Below are 19794 nucleotides of genomic sequence, written 5' to 3'. Positions count from 1 at the left end.
AAGGTGTAATCGCTACCTTGTTAGGTAATTATGACTCTCTCTCCTTTGTATACCGAGCTGATAGAAGATATTCAGCATAACTGTAATATTTCCGATGCCCGGGACCACGGAATCTATTCGATGTGTACCATGGTCTTGAAACTGCGTAACCTCTATAAATGGGAAAAGGGGTTGCAGCCTTGGGAGGAACCGGAGTCCGCCGATCTGCTCGACTGGATCGATGCCAAGGAAAAATTCTGGGCGACCATCGCCAATGAGCCATATCGTCCACTCTCTGCTTTTGGAGGAACCATAGCTCCCTTGGATCTCGAAGAGGTAAATGCGACACTGAACGGCACGCTCTTCTATGGCGCCGGTTACGGCCGTTCAATGAAGGCTGTGTTTTTCCTCGCCGAAAAACGGGAGCAACGCATCGTCGAAGGCTGCCCGGTAACAATTCTGGGGCTGGAGCAGGCACGGGAGATGGCTAGCCCTTTTGCCATGGTTCAGGAGGGCCAGATTATTATTCGCAGCCAGTCGTTACGCTATTTTTTCTGGGATCAGGTTCAGGAAGTGCGTTCATCCTGCAGGAGCTCGTTACGGTATGCTCTAGATGATTATGGCGTGCTGCGAGACGGGGTGCTGGATCAGAATCTGTTCAGGGATACACTCGACAGGATAGTCGAGGAGGAAATGAACCTGTTTGTCTATCATGAGGTCGGCGAGATGCTGCAGTCAACCCTCACCTCCGAATCTCTGAAAACCATTATCGGCCATTTCCCTGGATCAGTGTTGGAGTTTGTCGGCCGGGCGGTAAAAGATATTCTTGCCGATATTCATCCCCAAGGGCTCCTGGCCTATGTTATCCGCGAGGAACGGATATCATCGCTGGCATTTTATTTAGCTTTTATGGATGGGCTGCGGGCAAAACTCTTTCCGGAGATCCAAGCTGCCTGGCAACTATTTTTAGTTGACAGAGACTGGCACCATATCGAGCAGGCTCGCTCTTCCTGCTGGCAGAAAAACCAGGAAATTGCGGAGCAGATAGCGTTAGCTGCCGAGCGGATTGGCAAGGATCCCGACGAGAAGATTGTCGAGCATTTCAACAGTGAAATCTTGGTACCGCTCGGCCTGGATACGTTGCTTTCAAAGGGACAGGAATAGTCATGCCGGTGGGCAGCTTGTAGCCACACCGATTTTAATTCCCTGGCCGCCGATCAAGCTTGGAAAAATGATGCAGCTCCACGGCGTTCAGCAGCCAATTGATGCAGGGTGTAGACAGAGCTGGCCCGGCAAATTTGAACAAGCCGTTAAGTGGAAAATCTGCTACCAATGAAAGCCTTCCCAAGGCTTAATAAGGAGCAGAGCATGGCAAAGAGAACGAGACGGAACCATTCAGCGAACTTCAAAGCGAAAGTGGCGCTTGCCGCAATGGCTGGGGATAAGACTTTGTCCGAGTTGGCAGAGCAATACGGGGTGCATCCCAACCAGATCACGACCTGGAAGAAGCAACTTGTTGAACAAGCAACTACTGTTTTCAGTAAAGGCACAGGTGGCGAACCTGGGATCGATCTGAAGGTTCTGCATGCCAAGATCGGTCAACTGACTCTGGAAAATGATTTTTTAGAGGGTGCGCTCAACAAGGCGGGATTGCTGAGCGCAAAGCGATGATCAACCGTAGCCATGAACTTGCAATCAGCCAACAGGCAAAGCTGCTTGGGATAAGCCGTGGCAGTGTGTATTACCAGCCTCGACCAATCAGTGAGGACGATCTGGCGCTAATGCGCCGAATCGACCAACTCCATCTGGAGTACCCGTTCATGGGCGCGCGAATGCTTCGCGACCAACTCGTTCGGGAAGAAAAGCCTGTAGGTCGTAGCCGTGTTGGCACATTGATGAAACGGATGGGAATCGAGGCCGTCTACCAAAAACCGAAAACGAGTAAGAAGCACTCCGGTCACGCCGTTTATCCTTACCTACTGCGCGGTATGAACATCAGCAGGGCAAATCAAGTATGGGCCCTGGATACGACGTACATCCCAATGGCTAAGGGTTTTGTTTACTTGACAGCGGTTGTTGACTGGGCCAGTCGGAAAATGCTGGCGGCGAAAGTTGCCATTACTCTGGAGGCCTGTCATGCCGTAGATGTTCTCAATGAAGCATTCGCTCGCCATGGGACACCTGAGATCATCAACACCGATCAGGGGAGTCAGTTTAGTGCGCTTGAGTTTGTGGAAACCGTGAAAAGCCATGGTTGCAGGCTGAGCATGGATGGCAGAGGGGCGTGGCGAGACAATATTTTTGTCGAGCGTTTATGGAGAACCGTGAAATATGAGCAGGTGTATCTGCATGCATATAACTCTGTTTCTGAGGCACGCAGATCTATAAGAAGATATTTTGATTGGTACAATGGAGCTCGACCGCATTCCGGCCTGAACAGGCGGACACCTGATGAGGTCTATTACGCAACGCTGCCAGCACTGAATCTGGCAGCGTAGAAAAGGTAGGTTTTCCACTTAAAAAATGGAGAAACCTGTTCAAACGAACTGAGCCACCTCTGACTACTCCATTCGTACCGCGTCTTTTGGGGCTGTCAATGTTGTCATGGTTTTTGGGGCCAGGACTTTTCTTTCTGTAACGTTGTGGCTTTCCCCATGGACGCGGGCCGACCATTCATTATGATCGCTTCAAGATGGCCTATAACTGAAAAACTGGTATTCTATGCAGCCATGGTCTTTGCCAGGCTTTTTTGTCTCGTATGTATGCCGCTTACTTCAACCGTTTTATCGTATACCGGTGGTACATATGAATGGGGTGCCTGCCCTTTTGCCGGAACTGGTCGTTCGCGCTTTTCTGCTTAAATGGCGTCGGGATATATTCTCTGTTCTCCAGGGGGAGTTTGTGCGTGCTCGCGTAGTCAAAAAAGCGTTCGGACATGAAATAGTTATTGCTATATCCCTTCATTGATTCTTGCCTGCTTCCGTCCTTGGCGGTCCATTGCAGTATGAGTTTATTCTGAACCGTGACGTTTGGAATGATTCTCAGCCAGGATAATTGTACAGCGTTTCCGATCACCTTTCCTCCAATGCTTGTTCCTTGCAGTTGGTTCACTTTGCTGCAGTTTGTGCAGTTCCAAGACTTAACAAAGAAAATTTTTGGATCAAATGAGGGCGCTGGCGTGACACTTGCTGTGGTGATCGTTCCATCTTTATAGACCCAGGCTCCTTTCTTTTTCATGATGGTGAACGTGACGATTATTTTATAGTTAAATCGCACACTGTATTCCACCACTTGAGTAGCCCATGTATCCTTGATCTTCATATACATGGCCTTGCCGCCGATATCATCGGTTTCCTGGCCGGTGAGCCAGACCTGCCAGATCTGCTCCTCGGCGAGTGATATTTCAGCGGAGCGGGTGGTGCTGCCTTTGCCATCGGTGGTATTTGTAAAAATCACAGTGTCTTTGTAAGTATCCTCCGCAAGCTTACCGGCGACCGGGACATCGACCGCAACCGTTACAGTAGAACTGCCTCCGGGTGGCAGGCTGCCTCCTGTTTTATCGAGAGTCAGCCATTTTGCTTTTCTGGCTACGATGAAGTTGATTGTTTTATCGCTCGTGTTCTTAAGGGTGTAGGTCTTGGAAAGGGGGGCGAATGGCTTTTTGGGGTCGGACCGGTTCGAGCTGAAACCGGTGGAGGGAGAGACCACCAGCGCTCCCGGTTTCTCAGGCTTTATTGCCTGAGCTTCAATGTCAAATTTTACCGTATGCGCTTCATAGGACCTGCCGTCGCTTTCTTTTTCTTTCCATTGCAATGTCTTGGAGAACTGCCCTGTGGTGACCATTTCCTTGATGATGGCAGGTGTCATCATGTATTTAACGGTCTGGTTGCCGGATTGGATCGAAGAGCCATACGCTTCGGACATTTCCGGATCGGTGCTGCTGACCGACAAACCAAAGAAATTGATATTGCTGGTCACTGCGTCATTATCCGGGTGGATGACGGTAAAGGAGAAAGGGTTGGCAACATGCACCGTCCCGGCGGGACCGGTGCGTGACGCCCACTTTTCTACCGGGTTGTTGCCAATATAGACCTGATCACGCCATTTTCTGTTGATTTTCAGCTCTTTCACCTTGTTATCAGTCGGTTGTGAACGCACCCATATTTCAAATTCCTTGAAGTCTTTAGTGTAGTGAAGCGCGCCGCTTCCCGTCGCTGAATAATCAAAAGTCAAATCATCGGCGACATACCACTGTTCATCGCACGGCAACAGTCCTGGGTTGGTGCAGTAGGAGGCCCAGTTCTTGCGGTCGGTTGTGTCAGAAACATGCATCTTCAACGGCAGGCAAGACCAGCCTGGTCTGATTTGACCAGCGCAGGTTGGAATGGTCGGTTGGACCTGTGCCATGGATTGTCCCTGTGCCATGTTTATACCAAGATGTTCCTGTACCAACGCCTGCATCTCCTGCATGGTTCTCATCTGGCAGTCACTGCCTGGGGCGCAGGTTGCCATTTTCTGCGAAAGCTGCTGCAGGCGGGTGTTGATATCACCCATTCTGTTGATGTCCTGAGCAGATACCAGAGAGGGGAGGGCGAGGAGTAGGACGAGAATCAGTCGTACAAGCAGGGATTGCAGGATCACAGGGCCTCCGAGGTGGCGTGACAGGTTCTAGGTAGGAAATGAGTGGCCGGGTGCTGTGTTTCAGTACGCAATTGTCGTATCTTAGTCGACTTTTGGTACAGTGCCAAAAGGTTATTGAAATTCGAATCCTTGATTGTCTGGTGGCGCTTTGTTGATTCTACGTTACGTGGCGGGATGGGCGGTTGTTTGACTGGAAAAAGAAAAAGGGGCTATCTCAAACGAGATAACCCCTTTCTTTTGGGATTCTACTTATGATCAGAAACTGGAGATTACAGCATTTCGGCAATAGCCTCACGTTCGCCAGCCAGCTCTTTTTCCGTTGCTGTCATCATCTCGCGGGAGAAGCTGTTTACTTCCAGGCCGGTGATTTCTTTCCACTCACCGTTTTCGCAGGTGATGGGGCGAGAGTAGATAAGATCCTCGTCGATGCCGTAGGAGTTGCCTTTGGAATAGACACCCATGCTGACCCACTGGCCGTTAGAGCCGAGAGCCCAGTCACGCATATGATCAATGGCAGCGGAAGCGGCCGAAGCGGCACTGGAAGCGCCACGGGCCTTGATGATGGCGGCGCCGCGCTGCTGGACGGTGGGGATGAAGGTCTTAACGTACCAGTCGTTATCCACCTTATCTTTTACCGGTGCACCCTCAGCGGTTGCGTAGCTGATGTCCGGATACTGGGTGGCGGAGTGATTGCCCCAGACAACCATCTTCTCGATGCTGGTGGTCGGGCAGCCAAGTTTCTCACTGATCTGGGAGATTGAGCGGTTGTGATCAAGACGCATCATGGCGGTGATGTTGCGCGGATTGAGATCGGGAGCATTTTTCAAGGTGATGAGGGCGTTGGTGTTGGCAGGGTTGCCGACAACCAGTACCTTGACGTCGCGGCTGGCGTGGTCATTCAGCGCTTTGCCCTGAACTGAGAAAATCTTGGCATTGGCCATGAGCAGGTCGCTACGCTCCATACCCGGTCCACGCGGACGAGCGCCGACCAGAACGGCGTAGTCGGTATCCTTGAAAGCAACGTTGGGATCGTCGGTGGCGACAATGCCGGCAACCAGCGGGAAAGCACAGTCATTGAGTTCCATGACTACGCCATTTAAGGCGCCCATTGCCGGTGGAATTTCCAGCAGCTGCAGAATGACTGGCTGATCTTTGCCAAGCATATCGCCTGCCGCGACCCGGAAAATGATGGAATAGCTGATCTGCCCTGCTGCACCGGTAATCGCTACACGTACTGGTTTTTTCATTATCGCCTCCGTGAAATGAAATGTGAAAGATGTCCAGGAACGGCGCCTTGTAAAAGGCTTTCGGGAATTTGCTCCCGGCAGGATCGCTCTTGTTATTGCGAACCCGCGGAAACCGAGTTGACAGTAACAACGTTATACTTGCGAACCTTAACACACTGTCATGTAAGAATCCAGCAGGAAGCGGTAATTTGTGATGAAAAAAAATGCACCGTTATGATAAAACTAATTGAATTCATGATGTTCCGTAGCCGCCACCACCTGGGGTTTCGATGCGAAAAATATCACCTGGCTCCATCACGACTTCATCGTTGCCGCCAATTTCATGTATTGTTCCATCATTTTGGATAACACAGTTTTTTCCTGTTCGTCCCGGCAGGCCGCCTGCCAGACCGTATGGGGCGACTTCACGATGTGACGAGAGGATGGTGGCGGTCATACGCTCCAGAAAGCGGATATCACGCACCACGCCATCACCGCCAGAAAATTTACCCTTGCCGCCTGAGCCGTGACGGATGGAGAACTGGTCGATACGGACCGGGAATCGCCACTCGACCACCTCCGGGTCGGTCATGCGGGTGTTGGTCATGTGGCTGTGTACCGCGCTGGTACCGTCATGGTCCGGACCGGCACCGGTGCCTCCGCAAATGGTCTCATAATTCTGATAGGTTTCATTGCCGTAGACAAAATTATTCATGGTGCCCTGGGAGGAGGCGAGAAGCCCTAAGGCACCGTAGAGGGTATCGGTGATGGCCTGGCTCACCTCGGTGTTGCCCGAGATAACTGCTGCCGGATAGACCGGACTGATCATGGATCCTTCGGGAATGATGATGTTCAGGGGCTTTAAGCAGCCCTGGTTTAACGGGATATTGTCGTCAACCAGAGTCCTGAACACATAGAGCACCGCGGCCTGGCAGACTGCACGGGGGGCGTTGTAGTTGCCGGGGTTCTGGGGTGAGGTGCCGGTGAAGTCGATGGTCGCTCCGCGGGCTTTGTGATCGACTGTGATGTTGACCGCTATTTGTGAGCCGCCATCAAGGTGGTAGATAAACTCGCCACTCGGCAGTTCACCAAGCACTCGTCGTACCGATTCTTCAGCGTTGTCCTGAACATGCTGCATGTAGGCGTGAACAACCGCCAAGCCGTAGTGATCGACCATCCGGCGCAGTTCCCGCACACCGGTTTCGTTGGCTGCGATCTGGGCCGTAAGATCGGCCATATTCTGTTCAATATTACGACAAGGGTAGCGACCGGAGGTCAGCAAGGCGCGGGTTTCCCGCTCCCTAAGCCTGCCGTCCCGTAACAGCAGAAAATTGTCGATCAATACCCCTTCTTCTTCGATGTGGCAGCTGTCGGGCGGTGAGGAGCCAGGGGTTCGGCCACCGATATCGGCGTGGTGGCCGCGCGAGCCGACGTAAAAGAGGATATTGTTACTGTCACTGTCAAACACTGGGGTGATGACGGTGACATCGGGCAAGTGTGTGCCGCCGTTATAGGGGGCGTTCAACATGTAGACATCCCCCGCCCGCATTTTGCCGCTGTTTTCGCGGATCACGGTGCGGACCGATTCACCCATGGAGCCCAGATGGACAGGGACGTGGGGCGCATTGGCCACCAGATTGCCATCTGCATCAAACAGGGCGCAGGAAAAATCGAGCCGCTCCTTGATGTTGACGGAGTAGGCGGTGTTGGCGAGGGTGGCACCCATCTGTTCAGCAATCGACATAAAAAGATTGTTGAAGATCTCCAGCATTACCGGATCAATCGTAGTGCCGATGGCTTCTACATGTTTTCGGGGAACATGTCGGTTCAAAAGGAGATGGTGGCGCTTGTTGACCCTGGCCTGCCAGCCATCTTCTACCACAATGGTGCCGGTTGTCTCGACAATAATGGCCGGGCCGGTCACCACATGGCCGGGCAGGATGTCTTCTCGCCCATAGAGCGGGACCTTGCGTGAGCAGCCTTCCAGAAAGAGGTCGACAGTCGCTGTAGGAGGAAGGGGAGTCGTTGTGGTTGTTGATGTTTCCGGGTCGATCAGCGATTCGCTGGTACCGACCGCCTCCACTGAGACAGCCTCGATAACCAGACCGCGGCTTTCCGCGATAAAACCAAAGCGTTTCTGGTGGGCCTGCTCGAAGTCGCCGATCATCCTGGCTACTGGCCCTGCATCAACGAGCAGGGCGGTGTCCGTGCCTTCGTAACGCAGATGCGCCTTGCAGATGATGGCAATCTCCTTTTCATTGATTCCCTGGCGCAGCACCTCGGTGCGTGCTTCTGTTACCAGTGGTGCTGCTGTCTGTTCAAGGACCGTTTCTCCATCATCGCCCAAGGGCCGTTCAATTTGTTTTTCCCGCATGGCTCGGATGTCGGCAAGGCCCATGCCGTAGGCTGAGAGTACACCGGCAAAAGGGTGAAGAAAGACCTGTTGCATGCCAAGTGCATCGGCAACCAGGCAGGCGTGCTGACCGCCGGCACCACCAAAACAGTTGAGGGTGTAGTCGCTGATATCGTAACCACGCTGCACCGATATCTTTTTGATGGCGTTGGCCATGTTTTCCACTGCGATTCGTAAAAATCCTTCAGCGATACTCTCCGGGGGCTGTGGTTCTGTCCCCGTCGCATGAGCGATGTCCTGAGCCATCTGGAGAAAACTATTTCGGACTGCAAGAGCATCAAGCGGCTCATCACCGTTTAGGCCGAACACCTTGGGGAAATGGTCGGGCTGAATTTTGCCCAGCATGACATTGCAGTCGGTGACGGTGAGAGGGCCGCCGCGCCGGTAGCTGGCCGGACCGGGACTGGCGCCGGCGGACTCGGGCCCCACTCTGAAGCGGGAACCGTCAAACTGGAGGATGGATCCTCCGCCGGCCGCAACGGTGTGGATATGCATCATTGGCGAACGCATCCGGATGCCGGCAACGACTGTTTCAAAGCTCCGCTCATATTCGCCGTCATAATGGGTAACGTCGGTAGAGGTTCCACCCATGTCAAAGCCGATCAGCCGGGTCAGATCGCTCATCGCGGCAGTGCGGGTCATTCCGACTACGCCGCCGGCCGGACCGGAGAGGATTGCATCTTTTCCCTGGAACAGCATGGCGTCGGTAAGGCCGCCGTTGGACTGCATGAACATGAGGTGCGGCCCGTTTTCTTCTCTGCTGTTCAGTTCTCCTGCCACCTGATTGACATAGCGGCGGAGGATCGGCGAGAGATAGGCGTCGACTACTGTGGTGTCGCCACGGGAGACCAGCTTCATTAATGGGCTTACCTCATGGCTCACCGAGATCTGCTCGAAGCCGATCTCTTTAGCCAGCTCCGCCAGCAGTTTTTCATGGGTAGTGTAGCGGTAGCCATGCATGAAAACGATGGCGATTGAGCGGATGCCGCGGTGAAAGGCTGCAACGAGCGCTTCTCGGTGCTGTTCTGCGTCAAGGGCGATCAGGCATTCGCCCGTGGCACTGATCCGCTCATTTATCTCCACCACCTCCTCGTAAAGCATCTCCGGCAGGATGATGTGGCGGGCAAAAAGGTCCGGACGGCTCTGGTAGCCGATCCGCAGAGCATCGCCAAAACCTTTGGTGGTGGCCAGCAAGGTCCGGTCACCTTTACGTTCGAGCAGGGCGTTGGTTGCGACGGTGGTCCCCATTTTTACATGGGCAATCTGGTCCTGGGGAAGGGTGTCGGAACCCTGCAGGCCAAGTAGCTCCCGTATGCCCTGGATAGCAGCATCCTTATAACATTCCGGATTTTCCGATAACAGTTTTTTGGTTACCAGTCTGCCGTCCGGAGCTTTAGCGACGATATCGGTAAAGGTCCCACCCCGGTCAACCCAGATCTGCCATTTGTTCATTGTCGGCCTCTGATAATACAGATGGTTAAAGTCAGATGTCTCATGTGAAACGGGAAAACTTCATGAAAGGGGCATCATTGGTGAGGAGAAAATACAACTCAACTCAGGTTGAGGGTTACAGGTAGTAGTATCAATCTTTTTCATTTCTACCATACCCGCTGAAAAATCTGAATGGTGAAAATAGGTTGCCGCTGTTCCTTGGTATGCAGCGATAGTTTGAGCTAGCTGGTGCACTTTTTCTTTTCTGGCACGAGGGCCGGCTGTGCTACACTACAATGTAAGGCTATGAAACCTGGGTGGTATAGTGGTGCTGTGTACACTTGAGGCGGGATGGTTATGTCCAAAAAAAATATCCAGATTCTGATAATTGATGATGAACCGATGATCCGGCAGGTGTTTGCCGCTTTTCTCGCCCAGTGGGGTTATGCCAGTGTTGAGGCGGAAAACGGTCGGGTAGGCCTTGATATTTTTGAGAAAGAGAATATCGATCTGGTTCTTCTTGATCTGGATATGCCAGTGATGGGGGGCCTTGAGGTGCTGGCTTACATCCATGAGCATTCACCAGATACGCCGGTTGTTATCATCTCAGGTGCGGGTCAGCTGGATGATGCGGTGCAGAGTGTCAAACTTGGAGCCTGGGACTATCTGACCAAGCCTATCGCCAATATGGCGATCCTCGAAAACACCATCTCTCGTTGCCTTGAGAAGGTGCGGCTTGTCCAGGAAAACAGGATGTACCAGCAGCATCTTGAAGAGGAGGTAGCCAGGAAAACCGTTGAGCTGCGACAGAAAAACATCGACCTGCAGGAGGAGGTGGCGGAAAGAAAGCACAAAGAGGAGGAAGTCCGGCGAATCAATACGCACCTAGAGGGTGTTGTCGAGGTTTCCAGCAGGCTGTTTGGCTATGTCACCATGCATGAACTGTTGCGAGGGATTCTACAGTCGATGTACCAGTTGCTCCACCATGATATGGGGCGGGAAGAGGCGGTGCATATTGGGACAAACCACAACGCCTTTGTCCTGTTCAGCAGTGACGACAGAAGTCAGATTATCAGTGGCTGGGGGGCCTTTGCAGCCTGTCATGAAAGCGCCCCTGAGGCGGTCCTGCCCGCGTCATTATATCAGCGACTGATGCAGGTGCTGGAGGACGGAACGAGCGAGTACGGGGAAAATGACTGGTTTGGCCATATCAGGACACCGAATGATCTGCGTTGCGTTATCTATCTCGATGGTTGTCGTCTCGATGAAGAAACGGAGCGGCGGCTGGTAAAGATATACATGAATAATATCGCCAGTGTCATCGATTCGCTGGCCCTGCAGGAGGAGATTGTCAATACCCAGAAAGAAGTGGTCATCACTTTGGGCGAGGTTATTGAGACACGCTCGCACGAGACAGCCAATCACGTTCGGAGGGTGGCGGAATACACCTATCTTTTGGCACGAAAATACGGCATGGGTGAACAGGAAGCGATGTCTCTGCGCTTTGCCTCGCCCATGCATGATGCCGGTAAGATTGGCATTCCCGACGCCCTGTTGAATAAACCCGGTCGACTGACCCGTGAGGAGATGGAAGTGATGCATGATCATACGATCATGGGCTTTGATCTCTTGAAGAAATCCCAGAGGCAGATCCTGCAGATGGCGGCCATTGTCGCCCATCAGCACCATGAACGTTGGGACGGTCGAGGGTATCCGCAAGGCCTGAACGAGGAGCATATTCATATCTATGGCCGGATTGTGGCGTTGGCCGATGTCTTTGATGCTCTAGGTTCTGTCCGATGTTATAAGGCAGCCTGGCCGACGGATGAAGTGGTTGCTCTGGTCAAGCGCGAACGCGGGAGTCATTTCGACCCCGAGCTTGTGGATATTCTTGTAGGCAATCTTCCGGAATTCCTGGCAATACGTGAGAAATATCCCGATCACTGACTTCGGTTGCGATCAGGCGTGGTTGCGCAATTTCAGCTCCAGTGGATGGGGGTTGAGGTAATATTGATCCGCCAGATATTCCTCATTGTATTTACGCACATAGTGATTGATCAGGGTTACCGGTACGATGAGTGGTATCAGCCCCTCTTTGAAATTGTCGATGATGGTGAGCAGCTCCTGTTTTTCGTCGCTCGTCAGCATTTTCTTGAAATAGCCAAGGATGTGCATAAGGACGTTGGTGTGCTTTTTCAGAGTGCAGCGTAGCTTGAGCGCAGCCATCAGTTGCTGTTCATACTGGGTAAAAAGCTCATAGTCCGGAATTTTCCGGGCCTGTGCTACCAGTCGACCCAAGTCCCGGTAGATTTTTTCGCTGTGGGAGAAAAGCAGCAATTTGTGGCTGGTGTGGAACTGGACCAGGGCGCCGACCGTTCGTTTTTCGGCCAAAAGCCTGCGCCAGCGGCGGTGGACAAAAATCCGCTCGATGAAGTTTTCCCGCAGGATCGGGTCGTGTAATCTCCCTTCTTCTTCCACCGGCAGGTTTGGAAAACGTTCCATGAAGGCGCGGGCAAAGATGCCGATCCCGTTTTTCTCCGGCATTCCCTTGTTGGTGTAGACCTTTACCCGTTCCATACCGCTGCTGGGGGAGCGGCTTTTGAAGATAAAACCGTCGAGCTGTTCCTCTGCCAGGAGCCGAAGGCGCTTCTCCGCCCACTGCTGCATTTGTTCAGTGTGGTCGATATTTGTTCGGGAGGTTACAAGCCGTGGTGCCTCCGGAGTCCCTACCAGCCGCAGTGCTTCCCGGGGGATGGGCATGCCGCACTCCACTTCCGGGCAGACCGGAATATAGTCGGCATAGCGGCCGAGGGTGTCGGTCAGGAAACGGTCATGTTTGTGACCACCGTCAAAACGCACAGGATTACCTAAGAGACAGGAACTGATACCAAGACGTATTTTTTCATCCATGCTCTACCCCTCCCGGGCTGGTGACCCGATATGTTGATAGGTGGTTTATTCGCTACGGTTTTCTTCTTTCATCAGCTTATAGTTGATACTGTCCACCAGTGCTTGCCAGCTTGCCTCGATGATGTTCACTGAGACGCCGACAGTTGACCAGGCGCATTGCTTATCGCGGCTTTCTACCAGAACCCGAACCTTGGCCTCGGTGCCATGCTCACCGGAGAGCACCCGCACTTTGTAGTCGAAGAGTTCCATCTCTTCAAGGCAGGGGTAGAAACGGACCAGTGCCTTGCGGATGGCGCGATCAAGGGCGTTTACCGGGCCGTCGCCCATGGCGGCGGTGTGCACCTCGTCCCCTCCGACAAAGAGGCGGATGGTGGCCTCGGTGAGCGGTGGTTTATCCATCCGGTATTTATGGTTCATGACCCGGAAGGTTTCGAACTTGAAGTAGTTCCGCTGGAGGCCAAGAGCTTTACGCATCAGGATCTCAAAGCTTGCCTCTGCACCTTCAAATGAAAAACCGTTATTTTCAAGTTCTTTCAACTCGCTGATGATGGTGGCGAGTACCGGATCATTGGGGCCGATCTTCAGCCCCCAGAGCTTGGCTTTATGCAGGATGTTGGAGCGACCCGCCTGGTCGGAGATAAGGATGCGGCGGATATTGCCGACCTTGTCCGGATCGATATGTTCATACGTAAGGGGGTTGCGTTTGACGGCGCTGACATGAATGCCGCCCTTGTGGGCAAAAGCGGACTCGCCAACATAGGGTTGGTAGCGATTATGAGGCAGGTTGGCCAGCTCGTTCACCAGTCGCGAGGTGGCGTAGAGGCTGTCGATATTCTGCTGTACCTTGCAGGAAAGCCCCATCTTGAAGACCACCGCCGGGATGATTGAGGTGAGATTGGCGTTGCCGCACCGCTCGCCGAAACCGTTAATGGTGCCCTGGACATGATCGGCCCCGCAGCTGATTGCCAGCAGCGCATTAGCCACCGCCGAATCCGAGTCGTTATGGGAGTGGATGCCGATTTTCACCGTGTGGCCGTGATCGGCTATATGCTTCTTCACCGTCCTGACGATGGGTTCAATCTCCTGGGGCAGGGTACCACCGTTGGTGTCGCAGAGGACGATGGTTTCAGCACCACCTTCGGCCGCTTTCATGAGAGTGGCCAGGGCGTACTCTTCATTGTTTTTGAAGCCGTCGAAAAAATGTTCGGCATCATAAATGAGATGCTCTACCTGGGGGCGCAGGTAGGCCAGAGTGTCCTGAATAATCTGCAGGTTGTCCTCGAGTTTGATGTGCAGCGCCTCAATTACATGAATGTCCCAGCTCTTTCCGAAAATAGTTATGGCCGGCACCCTGGCGTCAAGGAGCGCCTGCAGGTTGGGGTCTTCCTCCGGTCGGTTTTTGAAGTGGCGGGTGGAACCGAATGCTGCAAGCTTGGCGTGTTGTAACTGCACGCCTCGCATTTTCTGGAAATATTCGACTGATACGGGATTGGAACCCGGCCAGCCGCCTTCAATGAAATCAATGCCGAGTTCGTCCAGGGCACGGGTGATGCGAACTTTGTCATCCGAGGAAAGGTTGAAGTTCTCTGCCTGAGTGCCGTCTCTCAGCGTAGTGTCGTAGATTTCTATTGATCTCCCCATGGTGAATCGTTGTCCTCTGTTCTGCTGATAAAATATGTAAAAAGTAATGGGCTGGAAAATAGAGCGGGAAAAAAATGTGATGGTCCGCCGGAACCTTTCACGATAAAGAAAAATGACGAAAATAGGAAGATAAAAATTATCAGGGCGCTACACCTCCAGTGGTGCAGAGGTGGGCTCCGGGCACGCTGGCCGAGAAAACGGTTAGTGCCCGAAGCAGCTTGAGTCGCGGTCTTATTGTGCCATCGAATGCCGACTGTTAAAAATCTATAATAAAACTATAGATGCCCTGTTCGAAGCTGGTTGTTACCGCATGGCCGGAATGGTTGAAGATGGTCTGCATACGCTGGTTTTCCCTCAACACCTTGGCGGAAAAGCCGGCAATTCCGTTACGCCCGGCTATGCTTGCCAGGTGGCGGTAGAGAAAGGAACCGATTCCCATGTTCTGCCAGGTGTCGCGAACCACAAAGGCAATCTCGGCCCGGTTGCTCTCTTCATGCAGATAATAGCGGGCTACACCAATAATGATTTCACCGTGCGCCTCCGGTACCGTGGCGACGATGGTTACTTCCCTGCGGTGATCGACATAGACAAAGTCCTGGATCTGTTGAGGGGAGAAGGTGAGCTGCCGGCTCTTGAACCGGTAGTAGACTGTTTCCCTGGAGAGGTTGTAGACGAGGTCACGCATGTTTGCTTCGTCGGTGGGCAACACTGCCCGTAACTGGATCTCAGTGCCGTCGTGGAGAAGCATGGTCGTTTGCATGGCCTCATTGGGTGGCAGGGCCAACTTGCCGCCCACAGCTGCCATCTCGGGTCGCAGATAATGGGCCTCGATGGCTTCGGCAAAGAGTTGTTCGCGAAAATCGGGATGGGCGATGGAAATAAGTGCCATGACCCGTTCAGGAATGGATTTGCCGTAGAGATAGGCCACTCCATATTCGGTGACCACGTAATAGACATCACCCCTCGTCCCGACAACGCCTGAACCTTTTGAGAGATGTGGCACAATGTTGGAACGCTTGCCCTCCGGGTCGGTGGAGGGTACGGTGATGATAGCCAGGCCGTCCCGGCTGCTGGCTGCTCCGCGATTGAAATCGATCAGGCCGCCGATTCCCGAATAGAGTTGTCCCTGCTGGGAGTCTGCAGCTACCTGGCCGGTGAGGTCAATTTCCCGGGCTGAGTTGATGGCCACCATCCGGGTCTGCCGGCTGATGACTCGGGGATCATTGACATACTCGGTGGGGCGAAAGCAAAAGAGCGGGTTGTTGTTGACGAACTCATAGAGTTTTCGGGTGCCGAGGCAGAAGCTGGCAACGATGCGTCCCCGATCGCTTGATTTTCGGGCGCCGGTGATAGCGCCGGAAGCAATCAGCTCGAGGATGGCGTCGGTGATCATCTCGCTATGGATACCCAGATCTTTTTTGCCATGGAGAAATTCCATGGTGGCGTGGGGTATACGGCCGTAGCTGTCCAACCGCCCGAAACCGAACTCAATGGTGGCTCCGTCGGGGATGAGTGCTGCCACCCGGCGGCCGATCTCACGGCTGGTGGGGTGGACTGTATCAAGCTCACGCTCCAGCAGCGGCAGGTCGACGGGTACGAGCACGTCAAGGTCGTAGACGTCAACCAGGCTGTCGCCCATGGTGCGCGGCATCTGGGGGTTCACCTGGGCGATGATGAGCGACGCATTTTCGATGGCGCTTTTGACGATGTCCACAGCAATGCCGAGGCTGACCATACCCTGTTCATCTGGCGGGCTCACCTGGATCAGGGCCACGTCGATGGGCAGCTGGCCGGTGTTGAACAGGTGGGGGATGTTCGAGAGCAGCATAGGGGTGTAGCTGCCGAGACCCTCCTGGATCATGGGGCGGACATTCTGGCCAATGAAAAAGGAGTTGAGCCGGAAACTGTCGGCAAACTGCCGCCTCGCATACGAGGCATCGCCCTTGGTGAAGAGCTGCAGAATCTCGACATCGGCAACTTCGCCGGCCCTGGCTGCCAAGGCCTCTACCAGCATGGTGGGCTCGCCGCAGCCGGTGCCGATGAACACCCGCTGGCCCGAGCGAACTTTACGCAGCGCTTTTCTGGGGCTCATGATCATGGCCCGATAGCGGTCCTGCCAGTTTGTATCAAATTCCATGTTCTTGGCCTTTCAAAAAATAGCTTTTAGATCGTTTGGGTGGTTCGGCAAGCGTGATGCGGGCGTCGGCCACAACCGGGTCGGTGCCGAATTCGCCGACAATAAAGGGGTTGATCTCCATCTCGATGATTTCCGGGAAGTCGGTGGTGAGCTGGCTGATGCGCTGCAGGCCGGTGGCGATATTGTCAATATCCACCGCACGGCCACCGCGCTTGCCCTCGAGAATGGTGTAGGAACGGGTCGAGCGCAGCATGGCGATCGCCTCTTCGTGGGTAATGGGCGCCAGGTGGAAGGTGACGTCTTTCAACACTTCGACAAAAATGCCGCCCAGGCCAAACATCAGCATGGGCCCGAACTGCGGGTCGCGGGTCATGCTGAGGATGACCTCGATACCAGGATCGCCCATATGTTCGACATAGATCCCGTCGATTCTTGCTTCGGGCGCGCGTTGCTTAATTCGCATCATCATCAGGTCGTAGCTGTCGCGTACCTGCTGGATGGTGGTGAGGTTCAGACGAACGCCGCCAACCTCGCTTTTGTGAATGATGTCGGACGAGACTATTTTCATGGCCAGGGGGAAGCCGATGTGGCGGGCATGTTCTACTGCCTCCTCGGCTGAAGCTACCAGCCGGCCGGGTGGGATGGCAAAGCCGTAGGCGTCGAGGATCTTTTTGGTCTTGACTTCATTCAATTGGAGCACGTTGTTGGCGCGGCTCCGGGTGATGATATGGTCAGCCCGTCTCCTGTTCACCTTGAAGCGGGTGACAATCCGTGGCGGTCGAGCCTTCCAGACCGCATAGTCGTACATGGCTTTGAGCGCCGCCACCGCCCGTTCCGGCGAGGGGAAATTGGGAAGACCGGCTTTGACAAGTTCATCGGCGCCGGGCATAACCTCGCGACCACCCATAAAGGAAACCAGCACTGGCTTTGAACCGTCGATGGTGCGGGCTATGGTGCGGGCGGTTTCCGCCGGGTCGGTCATTGCCTGGGGCGTAAGGATGATGATGATTGCATCCACCTCGTCGTCATTCTGTGCGGCGGCTATGGTCTCGCCATAGCGGGCGGGTGGGGCGTCGCCCAGGACGTCGATGGGATTGGCGACGCTGGCTGCTGTTGGTAGCCGTTCTCGCAATGAGGCGGCAGTGTTGGTGGCCAGTTCGGCCACTGTCATTCCGGAATGTTCGATGGCGTCGGCGGCCATGGTGCCGGGGCCGCCCGCATTGGTGACCACAAGCACCCGGTTTCCCTTGGGCAGCGGCTGCATGGAAAGCGCCGTGGCATAATCAAAGAGCGATTCAAAAGTGTCGGCGCGGATGACCCCAGCCCGTTTGAAAGCAGCTCCATAGGCGGTGTCGGTTCCGGCCATGACACCGGTGTGACTGGCTGCGGCCCGGCGACCGGCCTGACTGGTGCCAGATTTCAGGATGATAACCGGTTTTTTTGAGGCGGCTTCGGTGGCGCATTTGATGAAATTATCACCGGCCACGATGTTTTCGAGATAACCGACGATCACGTCTGTGTCCGGGTCGTTGCCGAAATATTCCAGTAGATCGTCTTCGGTGATGTCCGCCTTGTTGCCGATGGAGACCAGCTTGGAGAGGCCGAGGTCGCGGCCGCGTGCCACGTCGAGAATTGAGGTGCAGAGGGCACCGGACTGTGAGAAAACCCCAATTCGGCCCGCTTTCGGCATGGCGCCAGCAAAGGAGCCGTTCAAGCTGTGGCCGGTGTTCAGCAATCCCAGGCAGTTGGGGCCGAGAAGTCGAGCACCGTTACGTCGGCAAAGCTCAGCCAATTCCTGCTCAAGCATCGCCCCATCCCGTCCTGTTTCCTTGAAGCCGGCAGTGATAACGGCAATGGTCCTGGCCCCTTTCTGTAGACATTCTCTGGCGCTCGTCATTACCTCTGATCGTGGCACAGCGATGATGGCGAGATCGATGGCGCCCCGGTAAGCATCCAGACTGGAGAGGACTGTATGGCCAAAGAGTTCGCCGCCGGCAGGGTTCACCGGGATGATCGTTCCGGTATAGCCGCCATCGACAAGGTTGGCCATAATGTCATGGCCGACTTTGCCAGGGACTCTCGAAGCGCCAAGTAACGCTATTTTTTGCGGGTAGAAAAGGTGTGTCAGCATGGTTGATGTCGGAAGGTGTGCTGTTGATGTTAGATTTGGCCGGTGCAGTCATCGGTATGACTGTAGTCAAAATAATGGGATTATGGTCGAAGTCCAGGAAAATTTCCTCTGATTTGAACGACCGTTTGCGGAATGACTCTACGGTACCGCGAGATACCTATAGCAAGCATTGCCTCATATTTAAAGGTATATTGAAAACACCAGTTCGGGACAATTTAACTGGCTGTTTGGTATGACCAATAGCGTTTGCAATGGACGGAAATGTCAAGGGATAGCGATGTTGGATGTTGCAATAATGCGTATTCTGGGGCATAGTGCGATTATTCTGAAATTGTTGATGGAGTGACGTAGAGTTGCGCGAATGGTATTACCAATGGTTCTGGTGGCACGGTTTACCGTGATTGTAGAAGATCATTTTTTCTGTAACCAAATGTTTTTGCATAGAGAAATTCGTGGTGTCATAAATAAACCGTATATTCGGACATGAATGCGGTGTAAACGATAATATTACAGTAGTGAAGGTGTTATGAAACTGAAGCCTATTCGACCAAAACGGATATCCGATCAGGTCTTTGAACAGATACGGGAACTTATTTATAAAGGTGAATTCAAGCCGGGTCAGCAGATTCTTCCTGAGCGGGAACTGGCGATCTCCATGGCAGTTAGCCGGACCTCGGTTCGAAACGCCATTAATAAGCTGGTGACCATGGGGCTACTTGAGCATCGTCAGGGGCAGGGTACCTTTGTCAGCTCACCGGATAGCAGGAAAGGCAATCCTCTAGCCGCAGTCATGGCTACGGAAGAAGCGACGCTTGACGACCTCCTCGAAGTGCGCATGGGCCTTGAAGCCAATGCTGCGGTGCTGGCCGCGCAACGAGCTACTGAAAACGATATTCTCTCCATGGAAAGGTCCCTTGAAGAGATGGCCGAAGATCTTGAAACAACAGACAGGATCACTACCGAATCGGATGCGGCCTTTCATATGGCGGTGGCCTTTGCCACGAAAAATCCCGTGCTTATTCACTTGATGCGCAATTTCTACGATTTTCTTTTCATTGGCATCAAGCAAAATCTGACCCATATGTATCAGGATGCCAACACCCTCCATGACGTGCTGGCACATCATCGTGAGGTGTTTGCCGCAATTCGTGACAGGGAGCCCGCAAAGGCTGGTGATGCCATGAAATCACATATTCGATACGTCCAGAAATATTTCCGCGCCAGATAATCGTGTTCTTCTTCGAGCCATCGGTCTCGGTGATTTCACCGAGACCGATGGCCCTGG

General features: G+C 53.6%; 11 protein-coding genes. 4 read left to right on the top strand and 7 right to left on the bottom strand.

All coding sequences use genetic code 11. The features are described 5' to 3' along the window. Positions 1-30 precede the first annotated feature (30 nt). Together BUF15_RS13615 and BUF15_RS13605 are read left to right on the top strand one after the other, a co-directional pair. Complete coding sequence (locus BUF15_RS13615; protein WP_073614052.1) at positions 31-1143, top strand: Sfum_1244 family protein; 1113 nt, start codon at positions 31-33, stop codon at positions 1141-1143. A gap of 204 nt (positions 1144-1347) precedes the next feature. Continuing rightward, positions 1348-2477, top strand: a protein-coding gene (locus BUF15_RS13605) for an IS3 family transposase (protein ID WP_407642616.1) whose coding sequence is annotated in 2 segments (ribosomal slippage) — positions 1348-1609 and positions 1609-2477 — 1131 coding nt in all. Because the reading frame shifts where the segments join, the coding sequence is not laid out codon by codon here. Positions 2478-2748: 271 nt separating this feature from the next. On the opposite strand, the gene BUF15_RS13600 is transcribed toward BUF15_RS13605, so the two are convergent. The 3 genes from BUF15_RS13600 to BUF15_RS13590 all read right to left on the bottom strand — a co-directional run bounded on the left by BUF15_RS13600 (position 2749) and on the right by BUF15_RS13590 (position 9711). Then, positions 2749-4620 carry a hypothetical protein gene (locus tag BUF15_RS13600; RefSeq protein WP_073614045.1) on the bottom strand — a complete coding sequence of 624 codons (1872 nt, stop codon included), beginning with the start codon at positions 4618-4620 and terminating at the stop codon, positions 2749-2751. Between the two features lie 269 nt (positions 4621-4889). After that, the gene (locus tag BUF15_RS13595; protein ID WP_073614043.1) at positions 4890-5867 is read right to left on the bottom strand and encodes a malate dehydrogenase; all 978 of its coding nucleotides are present in this window, start codon (positions 5865-5867) and stop codon (positions 4890-4892) included. 232 nt (positions 5868-6099) lie between these two features. Next, positions 6100-9711 carry a hydantoinase B/oxoprolinase family protein gene (locus BUF15_RS13590; RefSeq protein ID WP_073614042.1) on the bottom strand — a complete coding sequence of 1204 codons (3612 nt, stop codon included), beginning with the start codon at positions 9709-9711 and terminating at the stop codon, positions 6100-6102. A 336-nt stretch (positions 9712-10047) separates the two neighbouring features. Between BUF15_RS13590 and BUF15_RS13585 the strand changes: the two genes are divergently transcribed. Then, positions 10048-11637: an HD domain-containing response regulator gene (locus BUF15_RS13585; RefSeq protein WP_159441299.1), complete on the top strand. Its 1590-nt coding sequence runs from the start codon at positions 10048-10050 to the stop codon at positions 11635-11637. A gap of 12 nt (positions 11638-11649) precedes the next feature. Here the strand turns inward: BUF15_RS13585 and BUF15_RS13580 are convergent, their stop codons facing one another. The 4 genes from BUF15_RS13580 to acs all read right to left on the bottom strand — a co-directional run bounded on the left by BUF15_RS13580 (position 11650) and on the right by acs (position 18509). Next, positions 11650-12600 (bottom strand): YbgA family protein, encoded by a 951-nt coding sequence (locus BUF15_RS13580; RefSeq protein WP_073614040.1) that lies wholly within the window; start codon positions 12598-12600, stop codon positions 11650-11652. Positions 12601-12645: 45 nt separating this feature from the next. Beyond that, positions 12646-14241 (bottom strand): citramalate synthase, encoded by a 1596-nt coding sequence (gene cimA / locus BUF15_RS13575; protein ID WP_073614039.1) that lies wholly within the window; start codon positions 14239-14241, stop codon positions 12646-12648. 256 nt (positions 14242-14497) lie between these two features. Next, on the bottom strand, positions 14498-16378 hold the full coding sequence (locus BUF15_RS13570; RefSeq protein WP_073614038.1) for a bifunctional acetyl-CoA hydrolase/transferase family protein/GNAT family N-acetyltransferase: 1881 nt from the start codon (positions 16376-16378) through the stop codon (positions 14498-14500). Next, positions 16368-18509, bottom strand: a complete 2142-nt coding sequence (gene acs / locus BUF15_RS13565) for an acetate--CoA ligase alpha subunit (protein WP_073614036.1) — start codon at positions 18507-18509, stop codon at positions 16368-16370. Before acs ends, BUF15_RS13570 begins: the two co-directional genes overlap by 11 nt. A 526-nt stretch (positions 18510-19035) precedes the next feature. On the opposite strand from acs, the gene BUF15_RS13560 reads away from it, so the two are divergent. Then, on the top strand, positions 19036-19737 hold the full coding sequence (locus BUF15_RS13560) for a FadR/GntR family transcriptional regulator (RefSeq protein WP_073614035.1): 702 nt from the start codon (positions 19036-19038) through the stop codon (positions 19735-19737). Positions 19738-19794 lie beyond the last annotated feature (57 nt).

The organism is Desulfopila aestuarii DSM 18488 (genome assembly GCF_900143695.1).
In the GTDB taxonomy this organism is placed as follows: Bacteria; Desulfobacterota; Desulfobulbia; order Desulfobulbales; family Desulfocapsaceae; genus Desulfopila; species Desulfopila aestuarii.
Note: the sequence above shows the minus strand (reverse complement) of the source record. Positions and strands in the feature narration are given on the sequence as shown.